This is a genomic window from Dactylosporangium sp. NPDC006015 (assembly GCF_040614215.1).
Classification (GTDB): Bacteria; Actinomycetota; Actinomycetes; order Mycobacteriales; family Micromonosporaceae; genus Dactylosporangium; species Dactylosporangium maewongense.
The window spans coordinates 183,218-198,712 of record NZ_JBEXUD010000009.1 but is presented as its reverse complement, the minus strand read 5'-3'; the positions used below and the strand labels follow the sequence as shown (position 1 = coordinate 198,712).

Here is a 15,495-nt window from a genome sequence, read left to right as displayed (position 1 = left end):
ACGCCCGCCTCACGTCCGCGTGAGGCGGGCGACGGCGCCGGTCTCCAGGGCGGTCCAGACGGTGCCGTCGGGGGCGACCGTGATGCCGTGCGGTTCGGCGCCCGCGACCGGGAGATCGTAGGTGGTGACGGCGCCGGCCACGGTGATGTGGCCGATGCGGTTGCCCGCCCATTCGGTGAACCAGCAGCCCCCGGCCGGGTCGGCGGTGATCGCGTGGGGCCGGCCGGCGCGGTCCGGGAGCGGAAACTCGGTGATCGTGCCGTCGGCGGTGATCCGCCCGATCTGACCGGCGGCGATCTCGGTGAACCAGACCGCACCGTCGCCGCCGGTGGCGATGCCGACCGGCCCGGCGTCCGGCGTGGGCAGCGGATGGATCGTCAGAGCACCGGATGGCCCGACCTGAGCCACCGCGCCGGCCTGGTTCAGCGTGCACCAGGTCGAGCCGCCGGCGACCGTCACCATTGATGGCATCGACCCCTCCGGCAGGGACACGGTCGCGACAGATCCGTCATTTCCGATGAATCCGATGTGTGGCGGCTGCATCGTGGTGTACGTGCAACCCCCGTCCGGGCCGGAGGCGACGCCGTACGACCCCTGGACACCCGGCAGCGGCACCAGCGACACCTCGCCGGAGGGGGAGATCCGCCCCACGGCGCCGGTGTGCAGCAACGAGAACCAGAGATCGGGCGTGATCAGCGCGGGCCCGCCGCCGTCCCGCACATTGAAGCGCGTCGTGGTCCCGTCCAGGGCTATGCGCATTACCGCACCCGCGTGGACCAGTGTGCACCACAGCGCGCCGTCGGGGCCGGTCGTGATGCCGTAGGGGCCGTCACCTGGTGCGGCGATCGTGAACACGTCCATGAAGATCCATTTTACCCGTATGGAACGAAAGAAATCTTCGCGATCGAAGTTCGTCATAGTGGTGCTGACCTCGCAAATCGGGTCACGCGCGCTTGGACCGATCCGTTTCCAAGTCGTTAAAACGTCGTTCGGGATTGAAGTGTGTCGTGACCAACCGCTACGGTGCTGTGCGGACTCGGTCACGGACCATTCATTCACGGGGGACGACTGTGCGGCACCAGCGGGAATGGCACGCGGTTGTTGGCTGACCGCATGCGCCGGGAGCCGCTCGCCGACGACTTCTTCCGGCTCTGTCATGACGACCGCAGCGGCACACTGCGGCTGTCCGACGACGCCACCCGGATCGGTCTCGCCTCCGCGCTGATCGGCGAGCTGGGCTGGGCCGGCATCCTGACCGTCGAGGACGGGCTGCTGTTCGTGCGCAGCGGGTCGACGCCCGGCGACTCCGTCGCGCACGCGGTCCTGGACGACATCCGCGGCGAGCGCACGCCCCGCGACGTGCGCACCTGGCTGGCATATCTGTCGATGGAGGCCTATGAACGGGTCGCCCGCAGGATGGTCGCCGGGAATCATGTCATTCCCCAGGAAGGCCGGCGGCTGCTGCGCCGCTTCACGTTCTATCAGCCGACCGACACGAACGAGTTCGTGTGGCCGAGGGTGCGGCTGGGGACGGCATTGGCGCAGCGCAGACCGGTCGACCAGATCGATGTCCACCTGCTGGGTATCGCCGATGCGACGGGGCTGCTCCCGAGCATTCTCGACGGCGGTGGTCAGGCCGCGTACGCATACTTCGACCACCTCATCCAGCAGTCCCACGCGGATGTGCAGACCCTCATCCAGGAAACGAGGGTCGTCATCGGCAACAAGGTGATGAACGGACGCTGAAACACCCCCCACCCCCGCTTCCCCCGGAGGATGTCATGCCTGTCAGCACCGCGCCGCCAACAGGCGGTTACACCAGCAAGGTCGACTCGGCACTCGACCAGAACAAGCTGACGGTCCTGACCGTCATCCTGATGGTGATCGCGGCGGCGGCGCCGTTCACCGTCATCGCCGGCGGCGCGACCGCGGGCTGGGCCGTCACCGGCGTGCTCGGCATCCCCGTCGCGTACATCGCCATGGCCGCCATGCTGGGCATCTTCAGCGTCGGGTACACCGAGATGTCCCGGCACATCGTCAACTCCGGCGCGTTCTACGCCTACGTGGCGCAGGGCCTGGGCCGCGTGACCGGCCTCGGCGCCGCCGGTGTCGCCGTGCTCGCGTACAACTTCATGCAGATCGGCCTGTACGGCGGGTTCGGCCCGGTGCTCAGCGGCTTCCTCGCCGACCAGTGGGGCATCGACCTGAAGTGGTGGGCGTGCGCGTTCATCGCCTGGGCCGTCATCGCCGTCCTCGGCGTGCTGAGCATCGAGTTCAGCGGCATCGTGCTCGGCGTCCTGCTCGGCGCCGAGGTCATCATCGCGCTGATCTTCTCGGTCGTGGAGCTCGCGCACCCCGCCGGCGGCACGGTCACCTTCGACACGGTCAACCCGTCGCAGCTGTTCAGCGCGGGCACGGGTGCGGCGCTCGCCACCGCCGTGGCCGGCTTCGTCGGCTTCGAGTCGACCGCCGTCTACAGCGAGGAGACCCGCAACGCGAAGCGGAACATCCCCCGCGCCACCTACCTGTCGCTGATCATCATCGGCCTGCTGTACGCGTTCTGCTCGTGGGCCATGTCGGTCGCCGCCGGACCGGACAAGATCATCGGCCTGTCGACGGAGAACTCCAGCGAGACGATGTTCGTGCTGGTGAGCCCGCATCTCGCGGAGATCTGGCTGACCCTGGGCCACGCGCTGTTCATCACCAGCCTGTTCGCGGCGCTGCTCGCGTTCCACAACACCGCCGCCCGTTACACGTTCGCGCTCGGCCGGGAGCGGGTGCTGTTCAGCTTCTTCGGCACCACCGGGCGCCGCTTCCGGGCGCCGCTGTGGGGCTCGCTCACGCAGACGATCCTGGCCGCCGTCGTCCTCGCCGTGTTCGCCGCGAGCGACGGCCTGGACCCGTTCGTCCACCTGTTCTTCTGGTGGACCGTGACCGGCGGCTTCGGCGTGCTCATCCTGATGACCGTGACGTCGGTGGCGGTGCTGGCGTTCTTCCTGCGCACCCGCGACGGCGAGGTCGCCCAGGTGTCGCCGTGGCGGCGGTTCATCGCCCCGGCGATCGGCGCGGTGCTGCTGGGTGGGGTACTGATCGTGACGATCCTGGAGTTCGACACGCTGCTGGGCGTCAAGCCGACCGACCTGGCGCGGTACCTGTTCCCGGGCCTGTTCCTGGCCGCCGCCCTGGTCGGCGCCGCGTGGGCGGCGTTCCTGCGGGCCGGCAACCCCGACACGTACCGCGGCATCGGCCAGGGCGTGAGCGCGGCGCTGCTCACGGTCCAGCCCGAGGACACCGCCGCGCACCGGGCCGGTCCGTCCCGATGACGTCGACCTCGACGGCCCCGGCGATCCGCGTCGCCGGGGCCGGCGACACCGGCACGGTCGCGGCGGTGCTCGCCACCGCGCTCGACGACACCGACATCGCGCACTGGCTGGTGCCCGACCGGTCGGAGCGGATCGAGGTGTACCGGCGGTACTTCGACCTCGTGACGCCGTGGTTCGTCGAGCACGGGACGGTGTACGTCACCGCCGACGGCGCGGCGGTCGCGGCGTGGGTGCGCCTCGACGGCAAGTTCGAGCCGGAGATCGCGGACTACGACCGGCGCCTCGCGGCCGCGTGCGGCGAGGCGACCGGCCGGTTCGTCCAGCTCGACGAGGACATGCTCGCCGCGCACCCGGACGGCCTGGCGCACGACTACCTGGCGTTCCTCGGCGTCCGGCCGGAGCGGCAGGGGCAGGGCCTGGGGAGCAGGCTGCTGCGCGAGCATCACCGGATCACCGACGAGGCCGGGCTGCCCGCCTACCTGGAGGCGACCGGGCGGCGCAACGCGGCGCTGTACGGCCGGCACGGGTACGCGGACACCCAGCCGTTCCACATCGGCGACGGGCCGCCCCTCTACGCCATGCTCAGGCCACCCCGAGTGCCGTGACGTCCCACATGCCGTAGTACTGGTTCACGAACACGTTCGTCATTCGCGGGTTGCGGTAGTTGAGCACCTTGTCGTACGTCAGCGGCAACATCGTCGCGGAGTCCATGACCGCGGCGTCGACCTGCGACCACAGCTTCGCCGCTTCGGCCGGGTCCGTGGTGTCACGGGCCCGGTCGATGAGCGCGTTGATCGCCGAGTCGGACAGCTCCGCGTAGTTGTTGTTGCCGCTGGGCAGGATGAGCCGCCCGTCGATCAGCGTCGGGAAGAAGCCGTAGCCCGTCGGGAAGTCCGCCGACCAGGCGCCCATGATCAGCCCGTACCCCTTGGTGTGCACGTTCGAGGGGGAGCCCACGACCGACCGGGCGTAGATCGACGGGTCCGACGCGTCGATGCGGGCCTTGATGCCGACCGCCGCCAGGGCCGCCTGGATCGCCTCGGCGGTCTTCGACGCCTTCGGGCTGTTGGTGGTGGCGATGACGGTCTCGAAGCCGTCCGGCTTGCCGCACGCGGTCAGCTCCGCCTTGGCCTTGTCCGGCTGCGGCTTGCCGCTCCTCGTCTGGAACGGGTCCAGCGACGGGTCGTGCCCCGGGATGCCCGGCGGCAGCATCGCGCCGGCGATGTCGCCGCCCGCATCCGGCCCGCCGCGGGCGGTCTGCACGGTGGTCTTGTCGACGGCGTACTGCACGGCCCGCCGGCAGTGCACGTCGTCGAACGGCTTCACCGCCGTGCTCATCGCCGCGTACTGCACGAACCCGGTCGTCGGCTCGTCGGCGCGGGCCTTCAGCACCGGGTCGAGCAGGACCTTCGGTTGCGACGCCGACTGCACCCCGCCCTGCCCGGCGTCCGCGTCGAGGTCCCCGTCCAGCAGCTGCCGGTCGATCTCGTCGGGCGCGGTGCCGAAGGCCAGCTCGATGCGGTCCGGCAGCGCCTTGCGCACCGTGTCCGTGGCCCGGTCCCACTGCTCGTTGCGGACCAGCACGGCCTCCTTGCCCGGGTCGATCGTCTCGAACCGGTACGGCCCGCTCGACACCGGCTTGTCGCCGTACTTCGCGCCCGTGTCCTTCGCCGCCGGCACCGGCGCGGCGACGCCCATCGCGAGCAGGTACGGGAAGTCGGCGAACGGCTCCGCCAGCTTGAACGTGATCGTCTTGTCGTCCGGCGTCGAGATGCTCTTCAGGCCGTTCTTGTCGGCGAACGGACCGGGGTAGTGCTGGCCCTGGTCGAGCTGGTCGATGAGGTACGTCGGCCCGCCGCTGAGCTCCTCCTGCGCGAACAGCCGCTCGATGCCGTGCCGCACGTCCTTCGCCGTGATCGCCGACCCGTCCTCGAACCTGATCCCGTCGCGCAGCTTGAACGTGTACGTCAGCTTGTCCGCCGAGATCTCCGGCGCCGCCGTGGCGAGGTCCGGGACCAGCTTCAGCCCGTCCGCCCCGGGCTTCGCGTCCGGCGTCAGCAGCGTCCGGACGTAGAGCCGCTGCAGGTTGTACACCGCCGTCACGTACGACCGCGTCGGGTCCCACGAGTCCACGTCGTGCGCGCTGGCCAGCTTCAACGTGCCGCCGGTCGCCGTGGACGGGTTCACGACCTCGGTCAGCCCCGCGTTGAACGCCGCCGTGGCCGTCCCTTCGCCACCCGGCTTGTCCTTGTCGGCACATGCCCCGACGGCGAAACTCAGACACAGCACCAGTGCACAGCGAGTGATCTTCACTTAACTCAGCGTAGACCCGCATGTGACGTGCGCGCGGTGGTTCGGCTCAGCCCGCCGGCGCGGGGCCCAGGGTGGCGCTGCCTAGTGGGCGAGCACGACGGCGATCAGGGCCAGGGCGCCGGGGAGGGCCTGGACGAGCAGGATGCGGCGGCTGGCGGTCGCGGCGCCGTACAGGCCGGCGACGATCACGCACGCGAGGAAGAAGACGCGCATCGCGAAGCCGACCGGGTCGTCGGCGACGATGCCGTAGACCAGGCCGGCGGCGAGGAAGCCGTTGTACAGGCCCTGGTTCGCGGCCAGGGCCTTGCTGGACTCGGCGAACTCGGCCGTGGTGCCGAACGCCGCCCGCGTGCGCGGGGCCGTCCACAGGAACATCTCCAGCACCAGGAAGTAGGCGTGGAGCGCGGCGACGAGGCCGACGAGGACCAGAGCGGCGATGTTCACGCCGGACACCCTACCGGTCGGTATCCGCCCGTTCGCCGTGCGCCGGGGGCCGATCCGCGGACCGGCCCCCGGCCACCCGTCAGTTCTTCGTGACCCGCACGACGACGTTGGAGTCGGTGACGCTCTGCACGGCGATGGTGAAGCCCTGGGCCTCGGCGCTGCCGTCGACGGGGACGCTGACCGTGGTGCCGCCGACGTCGACCTTCACGTTGCCGTTGTCCACGCTGATCAGCTTGACCTTGATGCCGAGGACCTTGGACTCGGCGTCCACGCCGCGGTCGAAGGTGACGGTGCACGCGCTGGTCGAGCACGTCACGTTGTCGGAGCTGCACGCCGTCAGCGCGCCCAGCCCGATGGCCAGCGCGGCGGCGACCGTGGCGAGGCGGCGGGTCAAGGTCATCATGACTCGGCAGTGTAGCCAACCCATGCTCGTGACCGATGAGTCTCGCCCGCTCCGTTCGTACACCCTCCGGAAACGCCGAACGAGGAGGATGTCGCATGTCGCAGGAGAGGGCCGCGGTCGTGGCGGAGCGGTCGGAGCTGGCGGAGGTGTTCGGGGCGCTGACCCCGGCGCAATGGGACGCGCCGTCGCTGTGCGCCGGATGGCGGGTCCGGGAGGTGGTGGCGCACACCACGATGCCGTTCCGGATGGGGCTGGGCGGGTTCGTGTGGGAGATGGTGCGCTCCGGCGGCCGGTTCAACGCGATGTCGGACCGGGTCGCCCGGCGGGACGCCGCCCGGATGCCGGCCGAGGCGCTGCTGCGGTCGCTGCGGGACAACATCGAGCACCCGTGGGCGCCGCCGGGCGGGGGCGCGACCGGGGCGCTGTCGCACGAGATCATCCACGGCCTCGACAGCACGGTCGCGCTCGGGCTCGACCGGCGGGTGCCGCTCGACCGGCTCCGGCTGGTCCTGGACGCGATGCGGCCGCGCAACGTCGAATACTTCGGCGTGGACCTGAGCGGCGTCACGCTGGAGGCCACGGATCTCGATTGGCGGTTCGGCGGCGGCGGTACGCCGCTGCGAGGCCTCGCGCAGGACCTGCTCCTCGTCGTCTGCGGGCGGCGGTTGCCGCCGGGTCATCTGTCGGGCGAGCCGGCCGCCCGGTTCACCTCGGCCGGCTGATCGAACAGCGCGAGCTCCTCGGCCGTCGATGCCTCGAACAGCGGCACGTCGGGTGCCTCGAACGGCGGCACGTCGGTGCCTCGAACAGCGGCACGCAGGTGTCGAGGAGCTCGCGGCTGATCGGCACCGCACCCGGTTCGCCCGCCGCGGCCCGCGTCGCGATCCGGCGGGCCAGCTCGTCGACCGGCGCGGTGAGGTCCCGGCGCCGAGCGCGCTGGCGGCGAGCCGCTTCTCGTCGCGCTCGGCCCTGACCCAGAACCCGGGCTCCAGCACCACGTCTGCCCCAGCCGCAGCTCCTGCGCGTGGACCCGGTCACCGCCGGCAACGGATCCGTCGTCGTGGTCCGCGGCCGCGACGGCGTGCGCCAGGTGTTCACCGACAACACCGCGTTCCACCGGGCCGCCGGGCTCTTCGACCTGCCGCCCGGCCGGCCGTGGTCAGGCATGTTCGACGCGGTCATCACCGCCAGCGGCGCCGAGCACACCCGCCGACGGAAGCTGCTGATGCCGGCCATGCACCGCACCGCGATGGCGCACCACCGGGAGGTGTTCGCCGACACGTTCGCGCGGTCCCGGTTCGCCGCGCCGGGCGGGGACCCGTTCGACCTCAAGCAGGAGTGCCTGCGCATCTCCAAGACGAACCTCATGCGCTGCCTGCTGGGCTTCGACGACGCCGCGTCCCTCGGCCCCTTCGCCGCCGGTGCCGAAGGGGGCGCTGCTCTTCATGGCACCGCTGCTCGAGCACCGCGATCCGCTCGCGTACCCGTCACCGCAGGCCTTCCGGCCGCAGCGCTGGCGCGCGGGGGAGCCGGCGCCCCCGGCAGTACGAGTTCATCCCGTTCGGCCTCGGCCCGCGCCGCTGCCTGGGCGCCGAGTTCGCCGACCTGCAGGTCCGCACGACGCTGTCGCTGATGATGGAGCGCGGCCTGCCCGGCCTGGTGCGCCCACGCGTCGACTACGGCATGGTCAACGGCGTCACCGCAGGCCCGCAACACCCCGTCCCCGTCCACGGCGACCGTCCCAAGTGGACGGTCCTCACCGGCTCGGTCACGGCGGTGTGGAAGCCCGCCGCCTGAGGCTGTGCCCTGCCGTTGCCGTTGCCGTTGCCGTTGCCGTTGCCGTGCCGTCGTGCCGTCGTGCCGTCGTGCCGTCGTGCCGTTGTGGCGATGCGGCGATGCGGCGTCATGGCGTTGCGGGGACCGGTGCGCTGCGGCTCGGGCGCTGCTGGGACTTCGCGCGGCGGCGGCGGATCGCCCACTCCGCCACGGCGAGGTTGATGACCCAGCCGGCGCCCATCAGGAACGCCCGCGCGGACGGCCCGGGCTCGCCGACGAACAGGAACCAGGGCGCGTGGGTGATCGCCTGCGTGCCGGCGCCGAGACCGATCGCGTAGCCACGCGTCACCCAGGCGCTGTGCGTGGGGATGTCGCGGCGCCGGGCGGCGGCGAACCCGAGCCCGAGCGCCACCGCCATCACCGTGCCGAACAGCAGGCGCTCCAGCATCACCAGCGTGCCGTCGGCGGGCGGCAGGTCGTACATCACCGACATCCACAGACCGGTGAGCGCCGCGACGATGCCCAGCGGGATTAGCAGCCGCCCCGCCACCCGATGCCAGCCGGCCCGCCTGCGGCGCAGCCCGGGGGAGAACTGGAACGCGCCGAGCAGCAGGAACACGCTGGCACTGATGATGTGCAGCACGACCGGCAGCGGCTGGTCGAAGAAGCGGGCGTTGTCAGGTGTACGCGTCCCGCCGCCGCCCAGTTCGACGAGACGGATGGTGCCGGCGGCCATCGGCACGAAGCTGAGCGCGATCAGCCCGGTCGGGACGAGCCAGGTGGCTTTGGTCATGCGTCGATGGTGAACGCCACCCCCGCCGCCACTCATCGCCACTTGGACCTACGGCGGACCGTGCTTAAGTACTACCCGCCTCGTCTCGTAGGCCCAGATGGCGATCTCGACCCGGTTCCTGACCCCGAGCTTCGCCATCAGACTGGCCACGTGCGTCTTCACCGTGCTGAGCGTGATCCCCAGCTCCGCGGCGATCTCGGCGTTGCTCCGCCCCCCGGCAACCTTCGCGAGCACCTGCTCCTCCCGCTCGGTGAGCGCCTCGACCGGCTGCGGCGGGCTGGGCACCGGCCCCGCCCCGGCGAACGCCCGCAACAACCTGGCGGTGACCACCGGCGCGATGAGCGCCTCCCCGTTCGCCGCGGCGTGCACTGCCTGCGCCAGCAGCGCCGGCCCGGCATCCTTGAGCAGGAACCCCCGCGCCCCCGCCCGCAGCGCCGCGTACACGTACTCGTCCAGGTCGAACGTGGTGATGACGACCACCGCGAGCGGATCCTCGACCCCCGGCCCGGCCAACGCCCGCGTCGCCTCGATCCCGTCGACCCCCGGCATGCGAATGTCGAACAGGCAGACGTCAGGCCGCACCTGCCGCGCCAGCTCAACCGCCCGATGCCCGTTCGCAGCGACCCCGACGACCTCAATCCCCGGCTGTGCATTGAGAATCATGCTCAACCCGGTCCGCACGATCTCCTGATCGTCGGCCACCACCACCCGGACGCTCACCCCACCACCCCAGACCGTCGCACCTCAACGCCAGAACGCGACCCCTCGGACCGCAATGTCTCGGAACGGGACCGCCCCGAGGACGCCTCCGTGTGCGCCGCGTCGGATGCCGGCTCCCGGTCCGATGCCAGGGCCTTCGTAGCGGTGCAGGCGGGCTGATGCGGCCCGGTTCCCTCGGTGCACGGCGACCCGACCTGCGACGGCAACGTGTCCGGAATCTCGGAGACCGGCCGCCGGAAGCCGGACGCCTCGGCGCCCGACTTCTCGAAACGCGGGGGATCGGCGCTCGGCCGCTCGAGGTGCAGGGGCTCGACGCGCGGCGTCTCGGGGCGCGGGGGATCGGAGCGAGGTCCCTCGGAGGACGGGGGAGCCGTGGGCAAGTGCTCGGCCGGCGGTGTCTTGGTCGACGGGGTCGGTCCTGGCGACGGTGCCGGTCCGAGTGGCTGTGGCGCTTCGGGTGAGCGTGTGGTCCCGGGCTCGGGCCGTCCAGGTCGGGACGGGGCAGTCGCCCCTGAGCGTGGCAGGACGGCGGTCACGGTCCAGCCGCGGCCGGTGCCGTCGAGGTGCGTCGGGCCGGCCTCGCATGTGCCGCCGAGGAGGGTGGCGCGTTCGGTCATGCCGATGAGGCCGTACCCGTGGGCGGTCGCCGGCCGGGCCGAGCCTGAGTCGCCGTCGTCGGTGACCCGCAGCCGCACCGACGTGTCGTCGGCGTGGACCCGCACCTCGATCCTGGTCGCATGCCGGGCGTGCCGCCTGGCGTTGGTGACCGACTCCTGGGCCAGGCGGTAGATGGCCGCACCCACCGGCGCCGGGATGCCGTCGAGGTCGCCGGAGAGCTCGACGTCCACGCGAGGCCCGGTCCGCGCCTTGCCGGTCCGCGCTCCGTCCGCCTGCGGGTCGCCGATCCGAGCCCAAGAGGCCGGAGTGCCATCGGTCCGAGTGTCGCCGCTTCGGGTGCTGACTGTCCGCGTGTCGTGGGTCCGGGGGTCGTACGTCTGCGGGTCACCGCTCCGCGCGCCGTCGACCCGCGCGCCGTCGACCCGCGTGCTGTCGGTCCGTGGGTCGCCGGTCTGTGGGTCGCTGGTCTGTGGGTTGCTGGTTCGGGGGTCGCTGATCCGAAGGTTGTCGGCTCGTGCGTCGTCGGGCGGCGAGTGGTCGCTCCGTGCGCCGTCGGTCTGTGCCTGGCCGGTCTGTGTGCCTTCCGCCCGCGTGCCGTCGACCGGGGTTTCGCCGGCGTGGGCCTCGTGGGTCTGTGTGCTGTCGGTTCGGGGGTCGCTGGTGTGTGGGTTGCTGGTTCGAGGGGTGCTGACTCGAAGGTCGCTGACTCGAAGGTCGTTGGCTCGTGCGTCGTCGGGCGGCGAGTGGTCGCTCCGTGCGCCGTCGGTCTGTGTCTCGCTGGTCCGTGTGCCTTCTGCCCACATGCCGTCGGCCCGGGCTTTGTCGTCTCGGGTTTCGTTGGCCGGGGTTTCGTTGGCCGGGGTTTCGTTGGTAGGGGTTTCGTTGGTAGGGGATTCGGCGGCAGGGGTTTTGGTGGGCTGGGTGTTGTCGGTCCGTGTGGTGGCGGGCTGCGCATTGGTGGGCACGGCGGCCGGGTCGGCGAGGTACGCCAGGTCGGCGAAGGACGGGGTCGGGGACAGCTCGGGCGGGTCGGCCGGGCCGGCGTGGCGCAGGAGGCGGACCATGGCGCGCATCTCCGTCAGGGCCTGCGACGCCTCGGCCTCGATGAGGTGCAGGGCGGAGAGCGCGGCGTCAGGGTCCGTCGCAGCGGTGGCGATGCCGGCCTGGGCGCGGATGGCCATTGCCGAGACGTGGTGGGCGACGGTGTCGTGCAGGTCGCGGGCCAGGCGCTCGCGTTCGAGGAGGCGGATGCGGTCGATCTCGCGGCGGCGGGCGCCGGCACGATACCGCAGCGCCAGGCCCAGCGCGAGACAGCTGGACAGCACGGCCAGCCCCGCGACGGTGTCGCTCGGCTTGACCTGCACGAGCTGGTCCAACACGCCGGCCTTCACGGCGATGACCGCCGTGCCGAGCACGATTTCGCGGCCGGAGCCCCAGCGCGTCAGCGCGTACACCAGAAGCAGCACCGCAACGGCGGCGCCATTGTCCATGGCATGGCCCGCCAGCAGCGGCAGCAGGCCGGTCGCGCCGAACGCCACCGCGACCGCCGCCAACGGCTGACGCCGGCGCCAGGGCACCACCGCCACGACGCCGGCCAGGACGACCAGGACGGAGAGCGCGCGCATCGGCAGGTCGGGGCGGAGCAGCCCCTCCAGCACGGCGATTGGGCCGAACACGCCGACGAGCGCCCAGTCGCGCCACACCCGCCGGGGCGCGTCTGGGGCGCGCGGCTCGTCCCAGACCACGCGCATGGCGTCGACCATCCGTCTCACCCTTGGAATCGTATGAGAGCCGGCGCTCCCGCAGAACGGTCCAAAGACGGAGCCCTACACCACCTTCAGTCCTAGGACCACGAAGTCGCGCCCCAGCGGGCCGTCGCGGCGATCGCCGGACGGCTGCCAGCCGCGCCGCAGGTAGAAGGCCTTGGCGCGGTCGTTGCCGTCCCAGACCTCCAGCTGACCCTCGGTGATCCCGGCCTCGCGCCAGGCCGCGACGCCGGCGTCGTGCAGGGCGCCGCCGGCGCCGCGGAGCCAGTGCGCGGGGTCGACGTACAGGCCGACGAGCCGCGCCGGCGGTCCCAACGACACGAAACCGAAAGGCCCGTGGGCGCCGTCGACGCACAGCACGAGGCGATCCGTTGCCTGGATGCTGATGGTGTACGCGTCCCGCAACTCCCTCGTGTCGTCAGGGATCTCCAGGTCGCCGTAGTACGTGCGGCGGGCCACCTGATGGATCGTGACGAGGGCGTCGACGTCCTCGGTGCGCGCTGTGCGGACCTCCATCGTGGCGACGATGCCACAGTCCGGGTTTGGCGGCTGCCCCGGCCGGAAACTGGTTCAGTATGACCAGCAGGCATGACGTCCCGCGCGTCGACGAGACCGTGGACATCGACATCATCCGTGACGAAGCGGAGCGGATCGCGGTGCCCGACTTCGACTACATCGGGCAGCCCATCGACGCGATCGTGGATGGGCTCACCGGGCACGGCCACGACAAGGACCAGGACTCCGAGGACACCACGGTCGACTAGGTCTGCCCGCGGGGAGACCTGATCAGGAGCGTGGCGACCACCTCGTCCGGGCCGACGGTGCCGTACACGTGCGGCACATCGGCGGCCCACGCGATGTGCTCGCCCGGCCCCGCGATCAATGGTGCGCTGGTGGGGCCCGCCCGCAGTACACCCTCCGACACCGTGACGTGCTCGGTCACGCCCGGCGCGTGGGGTGGTGACTGCTGCACGACGCCTGGGCGCACCCGCATGCGCAGCAGCTCGAACGTCACCCCCGGCTCGTCGAACACCTCCAGCAGCGTCGCCGTGACCGCGGACCCCCGGACGGGTTCGCCGTGCTGCTCCCGCACCAGCGCCGTCAGCGGTACGCCCAGCGCACCCGCCACCGCGTAGAGCGTCTCCAGCGTGGGGTTCCTGGTCCCGTGCTCCAGCCCGGACAGCGTGGCCTTGCCGATGCCGGCGGCCCGCGCCAGCTCCGACAGCGACATCCCTCGCGCGGCCCGCAGCTCCCGCAGCCGGTCACCGAGACTTGTCTCCACGCAGCTATGGTGCCATTCTCTTCAAGTCGTTCCGTATACGGAACGCGAAACGGAGGGTGGTCATGCGGCGGTTCGATTCGGCACAGCCGATCCTGGCGGGGCTGGTGAGCGCCGTGGTCGGGTACGCGAGCTCGTTCACCGTCGTGCTCGCCGGCCTGCGCGCCGTCGGCGCCACCCCCGCGCAGGCCGCGTCCGGGCTGCTCGCCCTGTGCGCCGGCATCGCCGCGACCGCCGTCTTCCTCGCGCTGCGGTTCCGCATGCCGATCAGCATCGCCTGGTCCACCCCCGGCGCCGCGCTGCTCGTCGCCACCGGCCATGTGCAGGGCGGCTGGCCCGCGGCCGTCGGCGCGTTCCTCGTCTGCGCCGCGCTCATCGTCGTCGCGGGCCTGTCGCCGTGGCTCGGCCGGGCGATCGCCGCGATCCCGCGCCCGATCGCCGGCGCCATGCTCGCGGGCGTCATCCTCAGCCTCTGTACCGCTCCCGTCCGCGCCGTCGTCGACGTGCCCGCGCTCGCCATCCCGGTGGTGCTCGCCTGGGCGGTGCTGACCCGCTTCGCCCGCCAGTGGGCCGTCCCGGGCGCGCTGCTGGCCGCCGTCGTCGCGATCGCCGTCCGCGGCGTCCACCTCACCGGCGTCTCGATCGCCCCCGCCGCGGTGCTCACGGTGCCGACGTTCAACCTGCCGGCCCTGATCAGCATCGCCGTCCCGCTGTTCCTGGTGACCATGGCCGCCCAGAACGTCCCCGGCATGGCCGTCATGGCCACGTACGGCTACACCCCACCCCTCCGCGGCGTCCTCGTCACCACCGGCTTGGCGAGCGCCTTCGCCGCCCCGTTCGGCGGCCACGCCCTCAACCTGGCGGCGATCACCGCGGCCCTCACCGCCGGCCCCGACACCCACCCCGACCCCCGCCGGCGCTGGGTCGCCACGGCCGCCCTCGGCGCCGGGCAGCTCACCCTCGGCCTCGGCGCGGGTCTGGCGATGGCGCTCGTACTGCTCTCGCCGCCGGTCCTGGTCATCGCCGTCGCCGGCCTGGCCCTGCTGTCCGCCCTCGGCGCCTCGCTGGCCAGCGCGGTCACCGACCCGTCGGGCCGCGAGGCCGCGGTGGTCACCTTTGTCGTGACAGCGTCAGGCACCACGATCCTGAACATCGGCCCCGCCTTCTGGGGCCTCGTGGCGGGCGGTTTGACGGCGCTGCTCCTGTACCGCCGGACCAGGCCCTCCTCGCCTCCGGACCCGACCCCGCCTTCTCCCGCCGCGACAGAACTGCCGTCGCCCACCGCTGCAGGTCCGGCAGCATCCCGGTGACGACGGTCCGCTGCCAGCGGCGACAGGGCCGGTGACTGCGCGACATCCACCTCGTAATGGGGCGATTCGGGGCATTGACCAATGTCTGTGGTGGTGAGTGGTTGTGGGCCTCGCCTGCGGGTCGAGCGCCCCGCGGTTGGCGATGGCCCTGGGCAGCAGCTGGGTCGGTGGCTGCTTGGTGGCGGCCCGCTGTTGGTGGTGGCCCGCGGTCGGTGGCGGCGGGCCGGTGGTGGCCCGCTCTCGGTGGTGGCGGGGCCGGCGGCTGCGCGGCATCGGTCTTGGAATGGGGCGTTTCGGGGCATTGATCGACGTCTTCCAGCTCCGCGCCTTATCAGCCGGCAGCCCTGTCCGCGTGGCTGGGTGGAGCCCTGGGTTCGCCTGTGGGCTGGTCGTCCTGTGGCTTGCAATGGCTTGGGCGGTGGTGAGGTCGGGTGGCCGGCGGTGGTGGGGTTGGCGGCTGGGCGACATCCGCCTTGGAACGGGGTGTATCGGGGCATTGATCGACGTCTGCATGGTGCGTGGCGCGGGATCCGGCTGCGCACAGGGTGCCCGCAGTCTGAGGCGGCTTCGGACTTCGTTGGCGGACCGTCGGTGTCGGGGCTGCCTGGCGGCGTGCTGTCGGTGACGGCGGCATCGTCTGGCTGCTGGGTCAGGCAGCGGCCCCGGTGGAAGCTGATCTCCACGCGCTGCCCCTGGAAGACGGCGGTGTGTGGGCACCTGGCCGTGGTGGCCGCCGACCGGTGGAGCGCC

Annotated in this window: 17 protein-coding genes; 8 read left to right on the top strand and 9 right to left on the bottom strand. The window is 71.9% G+C overall.

Features of this window, described 5'->3' with window-relative positions; all coding sequences use genetic code 11:
* Positions 1–9: 9 nt before the first annotated feature.
* Positions 10–918, bottom strand: coding sequence for a virginiamycin B lyase (locus tag ABZ321_RS18460; protein ID WP_354892560.1), 909 nt, complete (start codon positions 916–918; stop codon positions 10–12).
* Between the two features lie 195 nt (positions 919–1,113).
* Here ABZ321_RS18460 and ABZ321_RS18455 point away from each other — a divergent pair, with 195 nt between their 5' ends.
* Genes ABZ321_RS18455 through ABZ321_RS18445 form a run of 3 tightly spaced genes read left to right on the top strand, consistent with a single transcriptional unit; the run spans position 1,114 to position 3,928 of the window.
* Positions 1,114–1,746, top strand: coding sequence for a GPP34 family phosphoprotein (locus tag ABZ321_RS18455; RefSeq protein WP_344498284.1), 633 nt, complete (start codon positions 1,114–1,116; stop codon positions 1,744–1,746).
* Between the two features lie 35 nt (positions 1,747–1,781).
* Positions 1,782–3,323: an APC family permease gene (locus tag ABZ321_RS18450; RefSeq protein ID WP_344498286.1), complete on the top strand. Its 1,542-nt coding sequence runs from the start codon at positions 1,782–1,784 to the stop codon at positions 3,321–3,323.
* Positions 3,320–3,928, top strand: a complete 609-nt coding sequence (locus tag ABZ321_RS18445) for a GNAT family N-acetyltransferase (protein ID WP_344498288.1) — start codon at positions 3,320–3,322, stop codon at positions 3,926–3,928. The genes ABZ321_RS18450 and ABZ321_RS18445 overlap by 4 nt, the downstream gene beginning before the upstream one ends.
* On the opposite strand, the gene ABZ321_RS18440 is transcribed toward ABZ321_RS18445, so the two are convergent.
* From ABZ321_RS18440 to ABZ321_RS18430, 3 genes are all read right to left on the bottom strand, one after another.
* Complete coding sequence (locus ABZ321_RS18440) at positions 3,906–5,636, bottom strand: ABC transporter substrate-binding protein (protein WP_354892555.1); 1,731 nt, start codon at positions 5,634–5,636, stop codon at positions 3,906–3,908. The two genes, ABZ321_RS18445 and ABZ321_RS18440, sit on opposite strands and share 23 nt — an antisense overlap.
* Positions 5,637–5,717: 81 nt before the next feature.
* Positions 5,718–6,080: a DUF1304 domain-containing protein gene (locus ABZ321_RS18435; protein ID WP_344498292.1), complete on the bottom strand. Its 363-nt coding sequence runs from the start codon at positions 6,078–6,080 to the stop codon at positions 5,718–5,720.
* Positions 6,081–6,159: 79 nt separating this feature from the next.
* Complete coding sequence (locus ABZ321_RS18430; RefSeq protein ID WP_344498294.1) at positions 6,160–6,483, bottom strand: hypothetical protein; 324 nt, start codon at positions 6,481–6,483, stop codon at positions 6,160–6,162.
* Between the two features lie 95 nt (positions 6,484–6,578).
* On the opposite strand from ABZ321_RS18430, the gene ABZ321_RS18425 reads away from it, so the two are divergent.
* The 3 genes from ABZ321_RS18425 (at position 6,579) to ABZ321_RS18415 (ending at position 8,280) form a co-directional block, all read left to right on the top strand.
* Positions 6,579–7,205 (top strand): maleylpyruvate isomerase family mycothiol-dependent enzyme, encoded by a 627-nt coding sequence (locus ABZ321_RS18425; RefSeq protein ID WP_344498297.1) that lies wholly within the window; start codon positions 6,579–6,581, stop codon positions 7,203–7,205.
* Between the two features lie 302 nt (positions 7,206–7,507).
* The gene (locus tag ABZ321_RS18420; RefSeq protein ID WP_354892869.1) at positions 7,508–8,116 is read left to right on the top strand and encodes a hypothetical protein; all 609 of its coding nucleotides are present in this window, start codon (positions 7,508–7,510) and stop codon (positions 8,114–8,116) included.
* Positions 8,038–8,280: a cytochrome P450 gene (locus ABZ321_RS18415; RefSeq protein WP_354892856.1), complete on the top strand. Its 243-nt coding sequence runs from the start codon at positions 8,038–8,040 to the stop codon at positions 8,278–8,280. The genes ABZ321_RS18420 and ABZ321_RS18415 overlap by 79 nt, the downstream gene beginning before the upstream one ends.
* A gap of 106 nt (positions 8,281–8,386) precedes the next feature.
* Here the strand turns inward: ABZ321_RS18415 and ABZ321_RS18410 are convergent, their stop codons facing one another.
* The 4 genes from ABZ321_RS18410 to ABZ321_RS18395 form a co-directional block, all read right to left on the bottom strand.
* Positions 8,387–9,052 (bottom strand): DUF2306 domain-containing protein, encoded by a 666-nt coding sequence (locus tag ABZ321_RS18410; protein ID WP_354892550.1) that lies wholly within the window; start codon positions 9,050–9,052, stop codon positions 8,387–8,389.
* Between the two features lie 48 nt (positions 9,053–9,100).
* Complete coding sequence (locus tag ABZ321_RS18405) at positions 9,101–9,772, bottom strand: response regulator transcription factor (RefSeq protein ID WP_344498307.1); 672 nt, start codon at positions 9,770–9,772, stop codon at positions 9,101–9,103.
* The gene (locus tag ABZ321_RS18400; RefSeq protein ID WP_354892853.1) at positions 9,769–12,153 is read right to left on the bottom strand and encodes a histidine kinase; all 2,385 of its coding nucleotides are present in this window, start codon (positions 12,151–12,153) and stop codon (positions 9,769–9,771) included. The genes ABZ321_RS18405 and ABZ321_RS18400 overlap by 4 nt, the downstream gene beginning before the upstream one ends.
* 63 nt (positions 12,154–12,216) lie before the next feature.
* On the bottom strand, positions 12,217–12,672 hold the full coding sequence (locus ABZ321_RS18395; protein WP_344498309.1) for a GNAT family N-acetyltransferase: 456 nt from the start codon (positions 12,670–12,672) through the stop codon (positions 12,217–12,219).
* Between the two features lie 59 nt (positions 12,673–12,731).
* Between ABZ321_RS18395 and ABZ321_RS18390 the strand changes: the two genes are divergently transcribed.
* Complete coding sequence (locus ABZ321_RS18390) at positions 12,732–12,920, top strand: hypothetical protein (RefSeq protein WP_344498311.1); 189 nt, start codon at positions 12,732–12,734, stop codon at positions 12,918–12,920.
* Here ABZ321_RS18390 and ABZ321_RS18385 read toward each other — a convergent pair.
* Positions 12,917–13,438 carry an XRE family transcriptional regulator gene (locus tag ABZ321_RS18385; RefSeq protein WP_344498313.1) on the bottom strand — a complete coding sequence of 174 codons (522 nt, stop codon included), beginning with the start codon at positions 13,436–13,438 and terminating at the stop codon, positions 12,917–12,919. The two genes, ABZ321_RS18390 and ABZ321_RS18385, sit on opposite strands and share 4 nt — an antisense overlap.
* A gap of 62 nt (positions 13,439–13,500) precedes the next feature.
* Between ABZ321_RS18385 and ABZ321_RS18380 the strand changes: the two genes are divergently transcribed.
* Entirely contained in the window at positions 13,501–14,745 is a 1,245-nt protein-coding gene (locus ABZ321_RS18380; protein WP_344498315.1) for a benzoate/H(+) symporter BenE family transporter, read from the top strand.
* The last annotated feature ends 750 nt before the right edge of the window (positions 14,746–15,495 follow it).

Coding starts and splice junctions, on each gene's coding strand:
- ABZ321_RS18410 (WP_354892550.1), bottom strand. CDS start 9,052: ATGACCAAAGCCACCTGGCTCGTCCCGACCGGGCTGATCGCGCTCAGC.
- ABZ321_RS18395 (WP_344498309.1), bottom strand. CDS start 12,672: ATGGAGGTCCGCACAGCGCGCACCGAGGACGTCGACGCCCTCGTCACG.
- ABZ321_RS18450 (WP_344498286.1), top strand. CDS start 1,782: ATGCCTGTCAGCACCGCGCCGCCAACAGGCGGTTACACCAGCAAGGTC.
- ABZ321_RS18380 (WP_344498315.1), top strand. CDS start 13,501: ATGCGGCGGTTCGATTCGGCACAGCCGATCCTGGCGGGGCTGGTGAGC.
- ABZ321_RS18460 (WP_354892560.1), bottom strand. CDS start 918: ATGACGAACTTCGATCGCGAAGATTTCTTTCGTTCCATACGGGTAAAA.
- ABZ321_RS18400 (WP_354892853.1), bottom strand. CDS start 12,153: ATGGTCGACGCCATGCGCGTGGTCTGGGACGAGCCGCGCGCCCCAGAC.
- ABZ321_RS18430 (WP_344498294.1), bottom strand. CDS start 6,483: ATGATGACCTTGACCCGCCGCCTCGCCACGGTCGCCGCCGCGCTGGCC.
- ABZ321_RS18445 (WP_344498288.1), top strand. CDS start 3,320: ATGACGTCGACCTCGACGGCCCCGGCGATCCGCGTCGCCGGGGCCGGC.
- ABZ321_RS18390 (WP_344498311.1), top strand. CDS start 12,732: ATGACCAGCAGGCATGACGTCCCGCGCGTCGACGAGACCGTGGACATC.
- ABZ321_RS18455 (WP_344498284.1), top strand. CDS start 1,114: ATGCGCCGGGAGCCGCTCGCCGACGACTTCTTCCGGCTCTGTCATGAC.
- ABZ321_RS18425 (WP_344498297.1), top strand. CDS start 6,579: ATGTCGCAGGAGAGGGCCGCGGTCGTGGCGGAGCGGTCGGAGCTGGCG.